This window comes from Ruegeria sp. BC5, from assembly GCF_056539205.1.
In genome coordinates this window covers 1429445-1445285 of record NZ_JBQFUN010000001.1, presented here as the reverse complement: position 1 = coordinate 1445285, position 15841 = coordinate 1429445, and the positions used below count along the sequence as shown (strand labels likewise).

17 protein-coding genes and 1 pseudogene are annotated in these 15841 nt (G+C 58.3%); 4 read left to right on the top strand and 14 right to left on the bottom strand.

Features of this window, described 5'->3' with window-relative positions:
• Positions 1 to 10 precede the first annotated feature (10 nt).
• The 11 genes and pseudogenes from ACR0LY_RS07270 to ACR0LY_RS07220 form a co-directional block, all read right to left on the bottom strand.
• A complete protein-coding gene (locus ACR0LY_RS07270; RefSeq protein WP_170347929.1) occupies positions 11 to 1597 on the bottom strand; it encodes an ABC transporter substrate-binding protein in 1587 nt (528 codons plus the stop codon).
• 259 nt (positions 1598 to 1856) lie between these two features.
• Positions 1857 to 2258 (bottom strand): hypothetical protein, encoded by a 402-nt coding sequence (locus ACR0LY_RS07265; protein WP_170347930.1) that lies wholly within the window; start codon positions 2256 to 2258, stop codon positions 1857 to 1859.
• Positions 2259 to 2309: 51 nt separating this feature from the next.
• A complete protein-coding gene (locus tag ACR0LY_RS07260) occupies positions 2310 to 3413 on the bottom strand; it encodes a glycerate kinase type-2 family protein (RefSeq protein ID WP_170347931.1) in 1104 nt (367 codons plus the stop codon).
• Positions 3413 to 3850, bottom strand: coding sequence for a D-aminoacyl-tRNA deacylase (gene dtd / locus ACR0LY_RS07255; RefSeq protein ID WP_170347932.1), 438 nt, complete (start codon positions 3848 to 3850; stop codon positions 3413 to 3415). Before dtd ends, ACR0LY_RS07260 begins: the two co-directional genes overlap by 1 nt.
• Positions 3851 to 3875: 25 nt before the next feature.
• Positions 3876 to 4544, bottom strand: coding sequence for a nitroreductase (locus tag ACR0LY_RS07250; protein ID WP_170347933.1), 669 nt, complete (start codon positions 4542 to 4544; stop codon positions 3876 to 3878).
• 103 nt (positions 4545 to 4647) lie between these two features.
• Positions 4648 to 5736: a TFIIB-type zinc finger domain-containing protein gene (locus ACR0LY_RS07245; protein WP_170347934.1), complete on the bottom strand. Its 1089-nt coding sequence runs from the start codon at positions 5734 to 5736 to the stop codon at positions 4648 to 4650.
• 35 nt (positions 5737 to 5771) lie between these two features.
• Positions 5772 to 6920 carry an SPFH domain-containing protein gene (locus ACR0LY_RS07240; RefSeq protein ID WP_170347935.1) on the bottom strand — a complete coding sequence of 383 codons (1149 nt, stop codon included), beginning with the start codon at positions 6918 to 6920 and terminating at the stop codon, positions 5772 to 5774.
• A gap of 22 nt (positions 6921 to 6942) precedes the next feature.
• Complete coding sequence (locus ACR0LY_RS07235; protein ID WP_480640689.1) at positions 6943 to 7953, bottom strand: DUF2927 domain-containing protein; 1011 nt, start codon at positions 7951 to 7953, stop codon at positions 6943 to 6945.
• Positions 7913 to 9103: a toxic anion resistance protein gene (locus ACR0LY_RS07230; RefSeq protein ID WP_170347936.1), complete on the bottom strand. Its 1191-nt coding sequence runs from the start codon at positions 9101 to 9103 to the stop codon at positions 7913 to 7915. Before ACR0LY_RS07230 ends, ACR0LY_RS07235 begins: the two co-directional genes overlap by 41 nt.
• Positions 9104 to 9133: 30 nt before the next feature.
• Positions 9134 to 10048, bottom strand: a complete 915-nt coding sequence (locus ACR0LY_RS07225; RefSeq protein WP_170347937.1) for a 5-bromo-4-chloroindolyl phosphate hydrolysis family protein — start codon at positions 10046 to 10048, stop codon at positions 9134 to 9136.
• A gap of 177 nt (positions 10049 to 10225) precedes the next feature.
• Positions 10226 to 11032: pseudogene (locus tag ACR0LY_RS07220) on the bottom strand (pseudouridine synthase); the annotation flags it as partial.
• A 61-nt stretch (positions 11033 to 11093) separates the two neighbouring features.
• On the opposite strand from ACR0LY_RS07220, the gene ACR0LY_RS07215 reads away from it, so the two are divergent.
• Entirely contained in the window at positions 11094 to 11555 is a 462-nt protein-coding gene (locus ACR0LY_RS07215) for a nucleoside deaminase (RefSeq protein ID WP_170347939.1), read from the top strand.
• Here ACR0LY_RS07215 and ACR0LY_RS07210 read toward each other — a convergent pair.
• Entirely contained in the window at positions 11545 to 12237 is a 693-nt protein-coding gene (locus tag ACR0LY_RS07210; RefSeq protein WP_170347940.1) for a metal-dependent hydrolase, read from the bottom strand. The genes ACR0LY_RS07215 and ACR0LY_RS07210 overlap by 11 nt on opposite strands.
• Before the next feature lie 60 nt (positions 12238 to 12297).
• Here ACR0LY_RS07210 and ACR0LY_RS07205 point away from each other — a divergent pair, with 60 nt between their 5' ends.
• Positions 12298 to 12954 (top strand): ceramidase domain-containing protein, encoded by a 657-nt coding sequence (locus ACR0LY_RS07205; protein WP_170347941.1) that lies wholly within the window; start codon positions 12298 to 12300, stop codon positions 12952 to 12954.
• Here ACR0LY_RS07205 and ACR0LY_RS07200 read toward each other — a convergent pair.
• Positions 12945 to 13508, bottom strand: coding sequence for a DUF4202 domain-containing protein (locus ACR0LY_RS07200; RefSeq protein WP_170347942.1), 564 nt, complete (start codon positions 13506 to 13508; stop codon positions 12945 to 12947). The genes ACR0LY_RS07205 and ACR0LY_RS07200 overlap by 10 nt on opposite strands.
• Before the next feature lie 149 nt (positions 13509 to 13657).
• Positions 13658 to 13816, bottom strand: a complete 159-nt coding sequence (locus tag ACR0LY_RS07195) for a hypothetical protein (RefSeq protein WP_170347943.1) — start codon at positions 13814 to 13816, stop codon at positions 13658 to 13660.
• Between the two features lie 228 nt (positions 13817 to 14044).
• Between ACR0LY_RS07195 and gatC the strand changes: the two genes are divergently transcribed.
• Positions 14045 to 14332: an Asp-tRNA(Asn)/Glu-tRNA(Gln) amidotransferase subunit GatC gene (gene gatC, locus ACR0LY_RS07190; RefSeq protein ID WP_058280141.1), complete on the top strand. Its 288-nt coding sequence runs from the start codon at positions 14045 to 14047 to the stop codon at positions 14330 to 14332.
• A 3-nt stretch (positions 14333 to 14335) separates the two neighbouring features.
• Positions 14336 to 15823: an Asp-tRNA(Asn)/Glu-tRNA(Gln) amidotransferase subunit GatA gene (gene gatA, locus ACR0LY_RS07185; RefSeq protein ID WP_170347944.1), complete on the top strand. Its 1488-nt coding sequence runs from the start codon at positions 14336 to 14338 to the stop codon at positions 15821 to 15823.
• Positions 15824 to 15841: the final 18 nt, after the last annotated feature.

Here is a 15841-nt window from a genome sequence, read left to right as displayed (position 1 = left end):
GTGGGCCCTATCAGGAGAACCACATCTTGCGCGACATGTTGCCATTCATCATCTCTTGGGTCGGATCGTTTTCCCAACCTTCCAGCTGATTAGTGACGCCTTCGACAAAGTCATTGAACATTGGGCAGATCAGGCCGCCTTGGTCACGGACCATCATGCCCATCTTGCTGTAGATGTCCTTGCGTTTGTCGTTGTCCAACTCAGCGCGCGCCGCAAACAACATCTCGTCGAATTCTGGAACCTTGAAACGGGTATCGTTCCAATCAGCACTAGACAGATAGGCGGTTGAGTACATCTGATCCTGCACCGGACGACCGCCCCAGTAGGAAGCACAGAAGGGCTGCACGTTCCAGACTTCGGACCAGTAGCCATCGTTGGGTTCGCGCTTGATTTCCAGAGGGATACCGGCCTGTGCTGCTGTTTGCTGGAACAGGGCCGCAGCATCCACGGCACCTGGGAAGGCGCCATCTGCAACGCGCAAGATGATCGGCGAACCGTCATGGCCCGACTTCTTGTAATGCTCAGCCGCTTTCTCAAGGCTGAACTCGCGCTGAGGAATTGAACCATCAAACAGCGGGTATGCCGCGTTTACAGGCATATCGTTACCAACTGTGCCGTACCCGCGCAGAACCTTGTCGACTAAGTCCTGACGGTCAATGGCGTGTTTCAGTGCCAGACGTAGTTCGTTGTTGTCGAACGGCGCGGTGTCGCAGTGCATGATGAACACATAGTGCCCGCGTCCCGCCGTCGAATGTACGGTCAAATTCGGTGCACGACCCAGCAAGTCAGCAACCTTCGGCTCAACGCGGTTGATCGCGTGAACCTGCCCACCCTGGAGAGCAGCCGTTCTGGCGGTCGCATCGTTGATGACAATTACTTCGACGCTGTCGAAATTTCCGAAGTCGGGATTCCAGTGGTTTTCAAACTTCGTGTACAGGTGACGTACACCGGGCTCATCCACTTCTACCTTGTATGGTCCAGTGCCGATACCCGCACCTGGGTTCTCCATACCGCCGTCTGGCTGAATGATCAGGTGATAGTCGGCCATTAGATAGGGAAGGTCGGCGTTTGGTTCTGTCAGGGTGACTTGGAAGTTATCGCCATCGGCCTTCATTGACTCGATGCCTTTCATGATGCCCAGAGCACCGGACTTCGAATCTTCGTTTGAGTGGCGCTCCATGGTCTTCAGCACGTCTTCACTGGTCATGGTCTTGCCGTTGTGGAATTCGACGCCCTGACGTAGTTTGAAGGTCCAGACTTTGGCATCCGCGCTGCCTTCTACGCTTTCTGCCAGACGAGGTTCGATCGAACCGTCGGGTGCAACCTCTACCAGCTGGTCACCAAATTGCTTGCCGTTCTGGAATGGCACCGAGCTTGCATAGGTTGCTGGGTCAAGCGAGTTGGTGGATTCACCGCCCTGAAGACCGAACTTCAGATCACCGCCTTTTTTCGGGCCTGCCGCACGCGCGGCATCTGCAAACATGGTGCTTGCCATCGCTGCGGTGACACCCAGAGCCGCCGCTTTCCCCATGAATTCGCGGCGGGTCAGCTTGCCCGCTGTGACCTGCTTGGTCATGTGAGTGAGTTGTTCGTTCATTCAAAGATCTCCCAGTTGATTGGATTACTAGCCCTTTGCGGGCTTTTTATTGACGCATGAGTCAAAGTAGGCGCATTTCGGTCAGCCGAGCAAGGGTAAATGTCTGTCTCAATCCGGCGAATGATTTATATTTGATCGCGTGAATTGGTATCCTCCACCTGCTTTGTTGATAGCAAGCATTCACCATCAAAGGCTTTCATTTCTGCCAAAGGGTAGAATGTCGGTTCTTCTTCCTGCAATTCGCAAGACGTCCCTTTTCTCAAATCGATACCAAGCCGACTGATTTCCTGCCTGCGGCGGCATTATTCATGGCTTTGATTGCCCCGAACCTTTCCCAGACCGAGCAGCGCCACCTATTGTTGCCTAGCGCTTGGCGGGTGTAAACTTTTCTTATCAGGTCTTCACTGCTGTCATTGCCGCGCATATCCAAACGAATGTGACCACAGCCGTGTTTCGCGAACTGCAAAGGGGCCAGCGTATCCCATATCGAGACGCCGTCGCGTTTCTCAAAAAGCAGAATGCCAAAAATGGCGGGGGCAGAGGTTTTCAGAGCATGCGAGGGGCGAGACACGCGGGCCGACCGGCGACAATCATCGCGCACACTAGTGCCTACGTTGGAAAGGTCTTGCATGTTGTGTAGCGCGTTTGAGGGCGGCGTCATTCAGATATTGTCCGGGTGTTTTATAACCCGGGCAGTCCGAAAACCGTCAAATCATGTGCGGATCGCGACAAGCAAGTCCATCACGTTTGTTCCGGTCGGACCCGTCACCAGCAAGGCGCCAACGCGATCCAGATAGCTGCCGCTGTCTGCCTGTTGTAACGCCAACTCGGCGCCGTCGCCCCAAGTGGTGCCGTCGACGACAGCTCCGGCGGCTTGCGTCGGCCCGTCTGTGCCGTCGGTGCCGCCGACTACCACCGTGATTCCGTCGTACCCTGCAATCTCGCGCGCGAGTGCCAGTGCCAGCGCCTGATTGCGCCCGCCGCGCCCCGGATTGTCGGGTAGTACGACGGTTGGTTCACCGCCGAAGATCAATGCCCCTTTGGGCATGGTGCGGATACGTTCGCCAAGCGCTTCGGCAATTTTCAGGAAATCATCGTGCAGGCATTCTTCGTTGGCGTGTACCGGGATGCCGTCGTCTTTTGCCAATTCAGCAGCGGCTGCGCGGGCGTGGGCGTTTGAGGCCACGATCTGAGTCGTCGCCGCAAAGTCAACCTTACCCGGCAGCGCTCCGATGCCAGACCCGACAACATTCAGATCATCGCCCGGTACATCCGAAATCGCCAGAACGGTCGCCCTGTCGCCCTGGAAATGGGACAGCAATCCGCCCCCTTTGATCCGCGACAGCTTGCGCCGTTCCGCATTCATCGTGGTGATGTCCAGCCCTTCGGACAGCAGTTTTTTGTTCAGCTGTTCCAGATCATCCAATGTCTTACCCGGCAGCAAATCCTCGGCCAGCGAGGATGCCCCGCCCGAAACCAGCAACAACAGATGCGAGCCCGGCTTCATTACCTCAACCGCCTCGCGCAATGCCTGACCACCCTGAAGGCTGCGCGCGTCCGGAACGGGGTGCGAGGCTTCGATCACAGTCACATAATCCGGCAGATCACGCCCGTGGTCATCCTTGGTGACAACCAGTGTTGGGCGCGGGCCGAAATGCTCAAGGGCCGCACGAGCCATGGACGCGGCGGGTTTGCCGACCGCCAATATGTGATCGGGTTCGGGAACGTCCTGCAAAACCTTGGTGGTTGCTACGTGGCCACCCACAGCATCGACTCCGGCCTGCCAGATGCGAATTGCCTGTTCTTTCCTGTCCATCAGCTTTCCATCCAAATCGTGACGGGCCCGTCATTGACCAGTTCCACGGCCATATCAGCACCGAATTGTCCGGTCTCTACCGGCACACCATGCCCCTGCAACCGCTGGGCAAAGACCTCATACAAATGTTTGCCGACATCCGGTGCGGCGGCTTCGGAAAATCCCGGCCTGTTCCCGCGAGAGGTATCGGCCGCCAGCGTGAACTGGCTGATCACCAGCGCGGACCCTTCGATATCTTTCACGGACCGGTTCATTTTTCCGGCGTCATCCTTGAAGATGCGCAGCTTGGAGACCTTGGCGGCAAGCTGATCTGCCTTGGCTTCATCGTCGCCTTGCATGGCACAGATCAAGATCATCAACCCCGGTCCGGTCTGACCGATCACCTGACCGTCGACCGAGACGTTGGCTCGTGAAACTCGTTGTAGAACAGCGCGCAAAATCGTTCTCCGCTTGGTGTGCTTGTCATCCGACCCAGTTTACGATCTCACTCAGATCGGCGCGGTCGGTGCGAAAGCCGTTGGCGGGATGATCTGTATCCGCATAGCCAAAGGAAATCGCGCATAAAATCAACCGGTCTTCCGGGATATCGAAATACCTGCGCAGGAACGGGCTGTAGGTGGCAAGTGCGGCCTGCGGGATTGTGGCGATGCCAAGCGCCTGCGCGGCCAGTGAAAATGCGGTGATGAACCCGCCGCAATCCAGCGCGCCATAGGTACCAAGCTCAGCCGGGCTTGTGACGATGGCGCAATGGGGTGCCCCGAACAGAGAGAAATTCTGCATCATCTGCCTGGCCGAAGCAGTGCGGTCACCGCGCTCAACCCCGACAGCCTCGTACAAAGCCCAACCACAGGTTCGACGGCGATCTTGGTATACACCGGAATAAGAGGTTGGAAAGGGAATGTCGGGGCAGGGGGTGCCCGTTGCGGCCTCGGCCTGTATTGCCGTGCGAAACCGGTCTGTTTCAGCGCCGCTGGTGATAGTGACGTGCCAGGGTTGAGCGTTGCACCAGCTAGGCACACGCGCGGCGCTGTTCAGGATTTGTTTGATCTGATCCTTGGGCACCGGATCGGGGCGAAAGGCCCGGCAGGAATACCGCGAGGCCAGCAACCGGTTCAGATCGGATAGTGTCACTCTGGCCTCTCCCGTTAGGCGTCGACGCCGTGGAGGATGGCGTTACGAAGCGGGAAGTTCAAGCGCTAACATCGACAGATTTCTTGGCTTGCCGACAGCTCTATCATTGTTGGCCGGTTGCCATCAGATACCCGACGCCTGCCGCCACAAGCAGGCCAAGTAAAACGGCAATGGTGATCTTGATGGCGGACCAGGGGCGCTCTCCCTGAACGCGGCCTGTGCGTCCGTTCACGACGAACCGATAGGTCTGCCCACGGTATTTGTAGGCCGCCATCCAGACCGGCAGCAGGATATGTTTGAAGGTCACGTTTCGCACATCGGTGTCAATCGCGTGTATCCGCTGACGGTCGCCACCGATATCAAAGCGCACGTCGCGTTCGATCACCCGCGCCATGTACCCGCGGGCCTCGGTGTAGCCCTCCTGCAGTTCCACAGTGTAGGCCTCGGCGCGGAATCCGGCCAGATATTCTGGCTGATAAGGTTCCAACGCCGGCAGGTCCCAGGGCTCCAATGCGTCGGTATAGCTTTTGGGCAAAGACTGTGATGCCAACACCAACACGTCGTCAAAGAATCGCGCGACCCGCCCGGATTTCGGAGACCACCGCACCTTGGGCACTTGCTGTTGTACGCGCTTTCCGTCGCGCATAACGGTGCGGGTCTCGTAATAAACAACGCCCCGCTCACCGCGATAGTTGGACGTGGTGTCCGCATCAAAGGTCCAATACGGCACATAGATGCCCTGCATTTTGCGACCTTTGCGGGCATATTCTTTCAACCCGTTGGGCGCGAACCAGAGCCGTCCCAGCCAATCCCCCATCGCCTTGTGCGCCGTGCGTTCATCCTGCGCAAAGGGCAGCACACCGCGCGGTTTGATATGCCGGTTGACGCCGGTATCCGTTACTACGGGTGTCGCGCAGAACGGGCATTCGGCGGCATGGGTGGCGGGGTCGAACTCGACCTGAGCCGCGCAATTGGGGCAGGACAGAACACGCGTTTCCTCGATCTCGCTGTCCGGAAGCTGTTCCGCGATGGCGGCGTTGAAATCCAGTTCTTTCAAACTGGCACCGCCCCAGGGGCCTGCGCCAATCGCTTCGGAATGCCCGCAATGGTCACAGGTCAGGCTGCCATCGCCGGGGTTGAATCGGTAGTCTGAGCCGCATTGCTCGCAGGGAAATCTGTGTTCTTCGTTCATCGTGTAGCCTTATTCTTACGCCGGTGACTGGCGCATTAGGCTCCAGGCGGTGGCGGCGGCAGGATGGTGAACAGCCGCGCCAGTTCCTGCACGTCTCCGGCCTTTTTCCAACCGTCCTGACCGGCGGTCCAGACATGGGTGTCGCGGGTGATCTCTCCGTCCGTTGCCATACGTCCCATCTTGGCTTTTGAGAACGGCCCACTGGTTTGCCCGTCCACCGCGATATGCCACACATGTTCGACCGGAGGTGGAGGTGGCGGTGCGGCATGTGCTGCCGGTTGCGGTGCAGCGGGGGCGGAACTGCCCCACGGGCCGCTGGGTTGACCCGCTGCCATATTCGACATCTGTTGCGCCATCGCCATTCCCATACCCATGCCGAGACCGGCGCCCATACCGCCGCCCTGACCGGGGTTGTTGGCCGCGGCTGTCATCGCCTCGGCGGCGGAATACTGAGTGAATTTGCCAAGATCGCCCGCCAACCCCATTGAGGTCCGTTTGTCCAGGGCCGCCTCAACTGCAGGCGGAAGTGAGATGTTTTCGATGTAGAATTCCGGCATCTCCAGACCGTAGCCATCCAGCACTGGGGAAACCTCGGCTGCAATCAGCTTGCCCAGATCGGCGGTGTTTGCGGCCATGTCCAGAACCGGAATGCCTGATCCGGCGATCACTCGGCTGAATTCCTGCACGATGATGTTGCGGATCTGAAAGCTGATCTCATCCATCGTGAATTCACCGTCGGTGCCAACGATCTCGATCAGGAACTTCGCGGCATCCTTTACCCGTACTGTATAAGTACCAAAAGCCCGGATGCGCGTCGGGCCGAATTCGGGATCCCGCAGCATGATCGGGTTCTTGGTGCCCCATTTCAGGTCATTGAACCGGGTCGTATTGACGAAATAGATCTCGGACTTGAAGGGCGACTGAAAGCCATGATCCCAGTGCTGCAAGGTCGTCATGATCGGCATATTGTTGGTCTCAAGCATATAGAGACCCGGCGTGAACACATCCGCCAACTGCCCTTCATGCACGAACACGGCGGCTTGACCTTCGCGCACCGTCAGCTTAGCGCCGTACTTGATTTCATGGCCCTCACGCTCGAACCGCCAGACCATCGTATCTCGGGTGTCGTCGACCCAGTGAATGACATCAATAAATTCTCCGGTCAGAAAATCGAAAATACCCATTTGGGGTCTCCTTTCCTTGGGCTCAGAGCTGTTGGCCCATCAATTCGCGTGCAATGATCCGCACCACGGGGCGGGCGTCATCCGCCGTCACCCCGGGCTGAAGGCGCGGGTCGTAAAGCATGGTCAGTAGTTTTTCGTCATGGCTGGTCAGCAGCGCAAACTCATCATCGTCGTTGAAAATCGAAGGCCGCGCTGCGGGGCTGTCGTTTGGAAGGCCAAGTCCCTGCGCAATTTCTTCGTGGATGCAACTCAACCGCAGCAGATTGGGTAGTTCTGCACGTATGTAAGCTACGGCACGGATTACGGTATTGGTGTCCTCTTGGCCGGAAAACGTAAAGACAAAACAATAAAACGGCCGGTCCAGCGTCCTCAGCAAATTCAACCTGTCGTCAGGGATACCCGGAACAAGTGATTTTAATCTATCCTGAGCGTAAGCCACGTCGTCCTGACCTGCTATGAAAACAAGAAAGTTCCCGTCACCATTTACACTTCGAACGTTGTGCCCGGTCGCTTTTTGCAGCCGTTTGGCATAGTTTTGAATGGTTTGCCGATCAGCTTCGCGGCTTTCCATGGAAACGCTCGGACCAAACTCAGTCCTGATACGGATCGGGCTCTTCCAGCGATTTAACTTAATCTCGCTCGGGCCGCTGACAAATGCGGCGGATTTGCCGGAGTGTTCGTTGATGAAAGCAATTTTGCCAAAATTGCGGGCTAAATCATCAGCGTCATACGGTGTGTCAGGGCCTCCTCCGTCCGTTCGCAGCAAACCGCGGGTCAGCAGATCCCTCTCGACCCGCTGATAGAACCGGGCCAGGTCCTGACTGGCAGCGGATGGGGGGACATAGGCATTGGCGGCAGGCGCCAGTGCCTCTGGGCGCGGTTGCGGAACGACAGAGGATGTCAGCGTTTCATCGCAATTGGCCAGAGCCAATAGCAATAGAAAGCCCATGACCGGCTTCAGATATCCCGAAAACCGCACCCTTCGCCCGCCGTCAACCCGGTACTGCCGTACCGGCATTGTCGCCAATACCATCCTTGCGGGCTTTGGCCGCGGCCAGCGTATCGCGCAGTTCGGCCTCCATCTTCTGAAGCTCTTGCTCGGCGGCGGCACGCTTGGCCTTGCCCTCGTCGGCAATGGCCAGACTTTCATTGATGGTGCCGATCAGGTCGGCATTGGCTTGTTTGACCGCTTCGATATCGAACACGCCGCGTTCCATTTCCTCGCGGATCATCTTGTTCGATTCACGCAGGTTCGCAGCATTCGAAGTCAGCAATTCGTTGGTCAGGTCATTTGCATCGCGCACGGCCGAGGCGGCCTCGGCGCTGCGTTGGATGGTCACGGCTTGGGCCAGCTGGGTTTCCCACAGTGGTACAGTATTAACCAGCGTCGAGTTGATCTTGGTCACCAACGACTTGTCGTTCTCCTGAACCAACCGGATCGAGGGCAACGATTGCATTGTCACCTGCCGCGTCAGTTTCAAGTCATGCACGCGGCGTTCCAGATCGTCCCGCGCAGCGCGCATGTCGCGCAGCTCCTGCGCTTTCATCACTTGTTGATCCTCGGGCGCAGCCTGAACCTCAGCCTCTTTTTCAGGGATATCCTGGCTGTCCAGTTCGGTCAGCTTTTCCTCGCCCGCCGCGATATAAAGCGCCAGCTCATCGTAAAACCCAAGGGTCTTTTCATACAGCAAGTCCAGTGACTTGATATCTTTCAACAGCGTGTGTTCATGACCCAGCAAGTCGTCAGTGATCCTGTCGATCTGGCTCTGAACTTCTTCGTATTGTGCGGTAAACTTGGCGAAGGGCGCAGCTTTGCCGATCAGCTTTTCCCACCAGCTGCGTTCACGGCGCACATCCAGTTCACTGACCGAAAAGCCCCGGATCGAGGTGACGATATCGCGCAGGCTGTCGCCAGCGGGCCCCACATCCTTGTTGCGCACATCTGCCAGCATGGCCTGACTGATTTCCTGCAATTCCGCCTGAGCGGACGAACCGAATGATACGATCGAATTCGTGTTGCTCATATCCAGCTCGTCCATGCGTTTGCGGATTTCAGCGCCGACAGGGTCGTCTGCGTCTTCCAGCGAGATGACTTCGGCCGTGGGTTCAGGCAACGCAACGGCGGTCACTTCCTGTACCAGCGTTTCTGCTTCGACCGCCTTGTTCTTGATCTCATCGGACATGGGGTAATCCTTTCTCAAAAAATGGGCCGGTTAGTCCAACCGGACGCCTTCGCGCTGCAGCCGTTCGCGCAACACGTCAATTTCAACCGTCAGATCACTGCGGTCATCCAATAGCATCTTGCGGGTGCGGGCCGCGAAATTCTGTTCCAGATCGTCCAGCAGGGACGAATAGTCAGCCAATGCCTGCGCATCCCGCGTGCGGGCATAGACATCGGCAAACTTCACGGTCGCATCACGGGCACCCTGCAGGTAGACAGTCAGGTATTTGCGGGCACCGGCCAAATCGCGCGGGTCTTCTTCGACCGTGCGAAACAGATCGCGGGCGGTGTCCTGAAACCGTTCGACGCGCGCCTCGATCCGGCGGTCGCCCGCACGTTTGATGGCATCGGTCATCTCTGTCAGATGGGTTTCGGCATCTTCAACCACACGGGCCACGCGGTCTTGCTGAAAGGTATCGATCCCTTCCATGCCCTTGTCTTTCATCGGGTCCAGACCGAAGGACAGGGAATGCAGGACCGTTGCTACCACCCCGAACAGGATCGGGGCCAGCAGGCTGGCCTGAGCAGCAGTTTCGGCATCCAGGTATTCCGTCCGGTACGCGGCCACAGCGACACCAATACCGGTCAACACGCTAGCGAAAATCTTGCGTGGAAAGGCCGGGCGTCGCGCGGTGCGACGTGTGTTAAATTCGGCCTCGGCGCGCAACCCTTCGCGCAACAGAAAGGCAGCGGCGGTCAGCAGGCCAGCGGCGATCAGCCCGATCGTCATCCCGACTGCACCGTCGTTTAGCGACAGAAACACCAGAGGAATGGCAGGCAGAAACAGGATATTGGCCCGTGCGCCCGCCGGTTCGACACGCGCGCCATGAAATTGCCCGCGCTGCGGTTGGTCGTCGTCAGAGCTGCCGCCTTCGGGGCTGAAATTTCCGCCATACCGCTTAGCCATGCGCTACAGGCCCCCCAGCACGCCGGTGCAAACACCAAACATCAGCACAAGAAGGGCCGCATAGGCCAGTTTTTGCACTCCGGTCCCTGACATGGCGTTCCCCCGTGGAATAACTTACGGAAAATTTAGGCGATACGTGGGCTTGGCGCTAGGGGGAAGGTTGCTAAACCCGCGTCACTTGCGAGATTTCTTGCCGACCGGCGGTCGTTTTCGTTGCGGACGAGCAGGGCGTTTGGGTTTGGTTTCGGGCTCAGCGTCCAGCCCCAGTTGGTCGCGCATAACGCGGCGGCGGATCTCTTCAACCTCGCCGGGTTTCAGACTGCCCAGCTGGAACGGTCCGTAAGATACCCGTAGCAGGCGGTTCACGGCATAGCCGATATCCTCCATTGCGCGGCGAATCTCACGGTTCTTGCCTTCGCGCAGGCCGATGGTCAGCCATGCGTTTGCGCCTTGCTGGCGGTCCAGAGACACGTCCATCGGCAGAAAGCGTTCTCCGTCGATCACAAGCCCCCTGCGCAGCGGTGCAAAGTCTTCGTCCTTGGGGCGGCCATTCACACGAACGCGGTATTTGCGCAGCCAACCGGTCGAAGGCAGCTCAAGCTTGCGTTTGATGCCGCCGTCATTGGTCAGCAGCAGCAACCCTTCGGAATTCAGGTCCAGCCGCCCCACGCTCATGACGCGGGGCATGTCCTCGGGCAGGTTGTCGAAAATGGTGGCGCGGCCTTTTTCGTCGCGGGTCGTTGTCACCAGACCGGACGGCTTGTGATACAGCCACAGACGCGAGGGTTCAGGTTCCGACACAGGTTTGCCGTCGACGACGATCTTGTCTTTGGCGGTCACGTTTAGGGCTGGGCTATCAATAAGCTTGCCATTCACTGCCACGCGGCCAGCTTCGATCATGCGTTCCGCTTCACGGCGCGAGGCAACGCCCGCGCGGGCCAGCACTTTGGCGATCCGGTCGCCGGGAGGAGGGGTTTTTGTCATCCGCAGCCCATAGCGCATCCCGCCCGCTTGCGAAAGACAGGTTTCTGATGCAGTCAGAGGCATGACGTTCAAATCACATATGGATAAGGCGTTGGTCGAGGCGCGCGCTGCGGCAGATCGCGGAGAGGTTCCGGTTGGGGCTGTAATTGTCGCGCCTGACGGCCGGATCGTGGCTGCGGCGGGCAACCGAACACGCGAAATGAACGACCCCACTGCCCATGCCGAGATTCTGGCCCTGCGCACAGCCTGTGCCGAGGCCGGGTCTGAACGGCTGCCGGATCATGACCTTTACGTCACGCTGGAACCCTGCGCCATGTGCGCGGCAGCTTTGGCCGCGGCGCGTATCCGGCGCATTTATTATGGGGCTGCCGATCCGAAATCTGGCGGTGTGGCCCATGGCGCGCGGGTTTTCACCCACACACAGGCGCACCATGTCCCCGAGATTTACGACGGCATCGCAGCCCAAGAAGCCGCCGATCTTCTGAGAGCCTTCTTCGCTGCACGCCGTGATATTAAAGAGTGATAGGTTTCATCAACTCAGGTTCGATCACGTCCACCCCCGGCAACCCATCAATCAGCGCCTGAGCAGACTGTTCCAGAATTGGGAAAGTTTTGTAGTGACAGGGAATCACCGTCTTGAAGTTGAAATACCGTCTGGCCGCATAGGCCGTGCCCTTCATGTCCATGGTGAAATGTCCGCCTGCTGACAGGATGCCGATGTCGGGTTTGTAGTAATCGCCCATCCACTCCATATCCGCCATGATGTCGGTGTCCCCTGACACGTAAAGCATGTGATCTTCCGAGGCGATCATGAAGCCGACCTCGCTGCCTCCGGTCCGCAGGCCGTCCGGCGTTGAAAAGGTCGAGCTGTGCGAGGCAGGCACCATGGATACCTTGACCCCGTTCAAATCCACTGTGCCGCCTTTGTTGAAGCCGACGGTTTCCAGCCCTTCGGTCTCGCTCCAATACCCCATCAGGTCGTATTGGCCGACCACGGGAACCTTCAGATGCTTGGCCAGCGACACCACGTCTGCGACGTGATCGAAATGTGTGTGCGTCAGCAGAATGTGCGTCGCACCATCCAGCGCTTTGTCATGGTGGTCCTCGGACAACACCGGGTTACCGCTCAGCCACGGGTCGATCAACAGCACCTGCCCACCGGTTTCAATACGGAAACTGCCGTGGCCCAGCCAGATGATATTCATTGAAAAAATCCTCCTGATCATACTGTTGGCATCAACCTAGCATCGGCTATGTAAAAGTGCATGGACTGGTTTCAGGAAATTGACGGCTATTGTGAGCGCCTGTCGCCCGCCTATTGGGCCGAGCCGATCAACGCTGTGACAAACGCGGCGTTTCTGATCGCGGCGTTTGTTATGTGGCGGCGCGTTCAGGGGCGGGGGATGCCGCTGGCAATGGCGCTTGTGGTCATTCTGGCTACCATCGGTGTTGGCAGTTTTCTGTTCCATACCCATGCGCAGACCTGGGCGGCCATGGCGGATGTCGTGCCGATCCTGTTGTACATTCTGGTCTATATCTTTGCCATCAACCGGGATGTCTGGCACATGGGGCCTGTGCCAGCGGGTATCGTGACCGGCATGTTCCTTCCCTATGCTGCGGCAACCCTTCCGTTGTTCCAACTTGTTCCGGGGCTGGGCGGATCAGCGGCTTACGCTCCGGTTCCGCTGCTGATCCTGATTTATGCATTTCTGCTGCGCAATCGGGCGCCGGATACAGCGCAGGGACTGGCCATCGGGGCGGTGATCCTTATCGTCTCGATTGCATTTCGTGCGCTCGATGACCCCATTTGTGCGCAGGTGCCGCTGGGCACGCATTTCATGTGGCACATCCTGAACGCCACCATGCTGGGATGGATGATCGAGGTCTATCGTAGGCATCTGGCGCGCGTGTCTCAGACCTGAAACGCGGCGGCCAGATGTTCCGGGAGGTTAAATTCGGACAGCACCCGCGCCCGTCCGTCGCCTGACATCTTGCGCGCGGTTTTCTCCACAATGCGTTGAATTTTCTCGGCCGAGTGTTTTTCCGCGAAAGGCGCGAAATACCACTTGAGGAAAACGAAACAGATGACGTCTTCTAGCGCCTGAACCTCGTCATCGCGCTTGATGCCCTGTTTGCGCAGCATGCGACCGGCGGATTCGGCCTCGTCTTTGCTGTATCCAGCTTGCTCCATCAATCCCATGACAATCTCGGCGTGATGTTCAGCCTGTGCCTTGCGCCAGGTCAGGTATCCGGTTCGGCCTTCGGGGTATTCGCTGCGCGCCAGCTTCCAGCGTTCCACATGCTGACCGCGTGCCGCGATCTGCAATGGGTCCGACGCGTCTGGAAACAGCCGGTCCAACTCGGCGCTCATCCTCTGGCCGTACAGCAGGGCAGCGGGTTGGCCATCTTCGATTGTGGGGTCTTGCCTGTTGGCCGCATCTATTGCGTCCAGAACCGCTTGCTTGCGTGCGCTCATCTTCCGCTCCGTTGGGTTTCGCCGGATTTACGATGCAATCCGACCGGTTAGTTCGCACCATCGTAGCGGTTGGTTTCATCGGATGCAGCAGTCAATTGCACCCTGGCCGGGCCAGTCGGGGGGATTCTGGCCCGGCGGCAAAAGGCACCTTATTTGCCGACTTTGGCGCTATCCTGTGTCACCGTCTCGGGCGAGGGGGTCGGGAACGAGACGTCGGGGATCAGGGTTTGCGTCGTAGGGCCGAAGGCCATGGCGGGGGTGCTCAGAATGGTTGCGGTCAAAAGGGCTGTGGTAATGAAGGTTTTCATTTTCTTTCTCCGGTTTCTGGCTGTGCCATGGATCATGAGGTGAACAGTTTGGTTCACTTTTTCAAGTCGAAAACTGAACTAATTGGTTTACTTTTGCGTATACTGGTTATTCAGTTTTGAATGGCTGGACGCGCCGACGACGGAAACAGCGTCACATCCGCTCTTCGGCGGACTTGCGACCCGGGCATCAGACGGGTAAATGCCCCCTAACGCATATGAGGTTTTCCGATGTCGATTGACCAAAGCACCGCCGCCAAGGTGGCCAAACTGGCCCGGATCAAGGTCGAGGATGACGCGCTGCCCGCGCTGGCATCCGAGTTCAACACAATCCTTGGGTTCATCGAGCAACTGAATGAGGTCGATGTCGAAGGCGTCGAGCCGATGGTCTCGGTCGAGCCGATGCGCCTTAAACGTCGCGAGGATGTGGTCACCGACGGCAATCAGCAGGCCAAGGTTCTGGCCAATGCCCCCGACGCACGCGAAGGCTTTTTCGCAGTCCCCAAAGTGGTGGAGTAAGACATGAGCGATCTGAACAAACTTGGCCTGGCCGAGGCCCGCGACGCGCTGCGTAAGGGTGATGTGACCTCGGTCGAGCTGACCGAATCCTGCCTTAAGGCTATTGATGACGCGGACGCGCTGAACGCTTTTGTCCATAAAACGCCCGAGATTGCGTTGGAACGCGCCAAAGCGGCGGATGAGCGGATCAAGGGTGGCGACGCGCCGTCAATGTGTGGTCTACCGATTGGTATCAAGGACCTGTTCTGCACCAAGGGCGTGCCTTCGCAGGCCGCGTCAAAGATTCTGGATGGCTTCAAGCCTGAATACGAATCCACCGTGTCGCAGCAACTGGCCGATGCGGGTGCCGTGATGCTGGGCAAGCTGAACATGGACGAATTCGCCATGGGTTCGTCCAACGAAACCTCGGTTTATGGCAACGCGGTCAGCCCGTGGCGTCGCGGTAATGATGACGCGAAGCTGACACCGGGTGGCTCGTCGGGCGGGTCCGCTTCGGCTGTTGCAGCCGACCTGTGCCTGGCCGCAACAGGCACCGATACAGGCGGCTCGATTCGTCAGCCTGCCGCCTTTGTTGGCATTACCGGTATCAAGCCGACTTATGGTCGTTGTTCGCGCTGGGGTATCGTGGCCTTTGCATCCTCGCTGGATCAGGCCGGTCCGATGACCAAGAACGTACGTGATGCGGCGATTATGCTGGAAACTATGTGCGGTCACGACACCAAGGATTCGACAAGCGCCGAACTGGCCGTTCCGAATTTCGAGGCGATGCTGACGGGTGACATCAAAGGCAAGAAAATCGGTATCCCAAAAGAGTACCGCATGGATGGTATGCCCGCCGAGATCGAAAAGCTGTGGTCTGAAGGGGCCGAAATGCTGAAAGCGGCAGGGGCCGAGATCGTCGATATCTCGCTGCCGCACACCAAATACGCGCTGCCTGCGTACTACGTGATCGCACCGGCTGAGGCCTCGTCGAACCTCGCGCGCTATGACGGTGTCCGCTATGGCCGCCGCGCGCAGTTGGCGCAGGGCGACGGCATCACCGAGATGTACGAAAAGACCCGCGCCGAAGGGTTTGGTCACGAAGTGCAGCGCCGCGTCATGGTCGGTACATATGTGTTGTCCGCAGGTTTCTACGACGCTTACTATAATCGCGCGCGTCGCGTCCGCACCCTGATCAAGAAAGACTTCGAAGATGTCTTCGCTGCAGGTGTCGACGCGATCCTGACCCCGGCAACGCCGTCGGCCGCTTTCGGCCTGGGTGAAATGACCGAGGCGGACCCGGTTCAGATGTATCTGAACGACGTCTTTACGGTGACAGTGAACCTGGCCGGTCTGCCGGGCATCTCTGTGCCTGCCGGTCTGGACAAACAGGGCCTGCCGCTGGGTCTGCAGCTGATTGGTCGCCCGTGGGAAGAGGGCGATCTGCTCAACACGGCCTATGCGCTGGAAAACGCCGCCGGGTTTGTGGCCAAGCCTGGCAAATGGTGGTAATCCTCAAGTCAGGCAAGA

Excerpts from the sequence above, each read along its gene's own strand:
- ACR0LY_RS07270 (WP_170347929.1), bottom strand. The coding sequence starts at position 1,597 with ATGAACGAACAACTCACTCACATGACCAAGCAGGTCACAGCGGGCAAG.
- ACR0LY_RS07265 (WP_170347930.1), bottom strand. The coding sequence starts at position 2,258 with ATGACGCCGCCCTCAAACGCGCTACACAACATGCAAGACCTTTCCAAC.
- ACR0LY_RS07260 (WP_170347931.1), bottom strand. The coding sequence starts at position 3,413 with ATGGACAGGAAAGAACAGGCAATTCGCATCTGGCAGGCCGGAGTCGAT.
- ACR0LY_RS07245 (WP_170347934.1), bottom strand. The coding sequence starts at position 5,736 with ATGAACGAAGAACACAGATTTCCCTGCGAGCAATGCGGCTCAGACTAC.
- ACR0LY_RS07240 (WP_170347935.1), bottom strand. The coding sequence starts at position 6,920 with ATGGGTATTTTCGATTTTCTGACCGGAGAATTTATTGATGTCATTCAC.
- ACR0LY_RS07235 (WP_480640689.1), bottom strand. The coding sequence starts at position 7,953 with ATGGTATTGGCGACAATGCCGGTACGGCAGTACCGGGTTGACGGCGGG.
- ACR0LY_RS07230 (WP_170347936.1), bottom strand. The coding sequence starts at position 9,103 with ATGTCCGATGAGATCAAGAACAAGGCGGTCGAAGCAGAAACGCTGGTA.
- ACR0LY_RS07225 (WP_170347937.1), bottom strand. The coding sequence starts at position 10,048 with ATGGCTAAGCGGTATGGCGGAAATTTCAGCCCCGAAGGCGGCAGCTCT.
- ACR0LY_RS07215 (WP_170347939.1), top strand. The coding sequence starts at position 11,094 with ATGACGTTCAAATCACATATGGATAAGGCGTTGGTCGAGGCGCGCGCT.
- ACR0LY_RS07210 (WP_170347940.1), bottom strand. The coding sequence starts at position 12,237 with ATGAATATCATCTGGCTGGGCCACGGCAGTTTCCGTATTGAAACCGGT.
- ACR0LY_RS07205 (WP_170347941.1), top strand. The coding sequence starts at position 12,298 with ATGGACTGGTTTCAGGAAATTGACGGCTATTGTGAGCGCCTGTCGCCC.
- ACR0LY_RS07200 (WP_170347942.1), bottom strand. The coding sequence starts at position 13,508 with ATGAGCGCACGCAAGCAAGCGGTTCTGGACGCAATAGATGCGGCCAAC.
- ACR0LY_RS07195 (WP_170347943.1), bottom strand. The coding sequence starts at position 13,816 with ATGAAAACCTTCATTACCACAGCCCTTTTGACCGCAACCATTCTGAGC.
- gatC (WP_058280141.1), top strand. The coding sequence starts at position 14,045 with ATGTCGATTGACCAAAGCACCGCCGCCAAGGTGGCCAAACTGGCCCGG.
- gatA (WP_170347944.1), top strand. The coding sequence starts at position 14,336 with ATGAGCGATCTGAACAAACTTGGCCTGGCCGAGGCCCGCGACGCGCTG.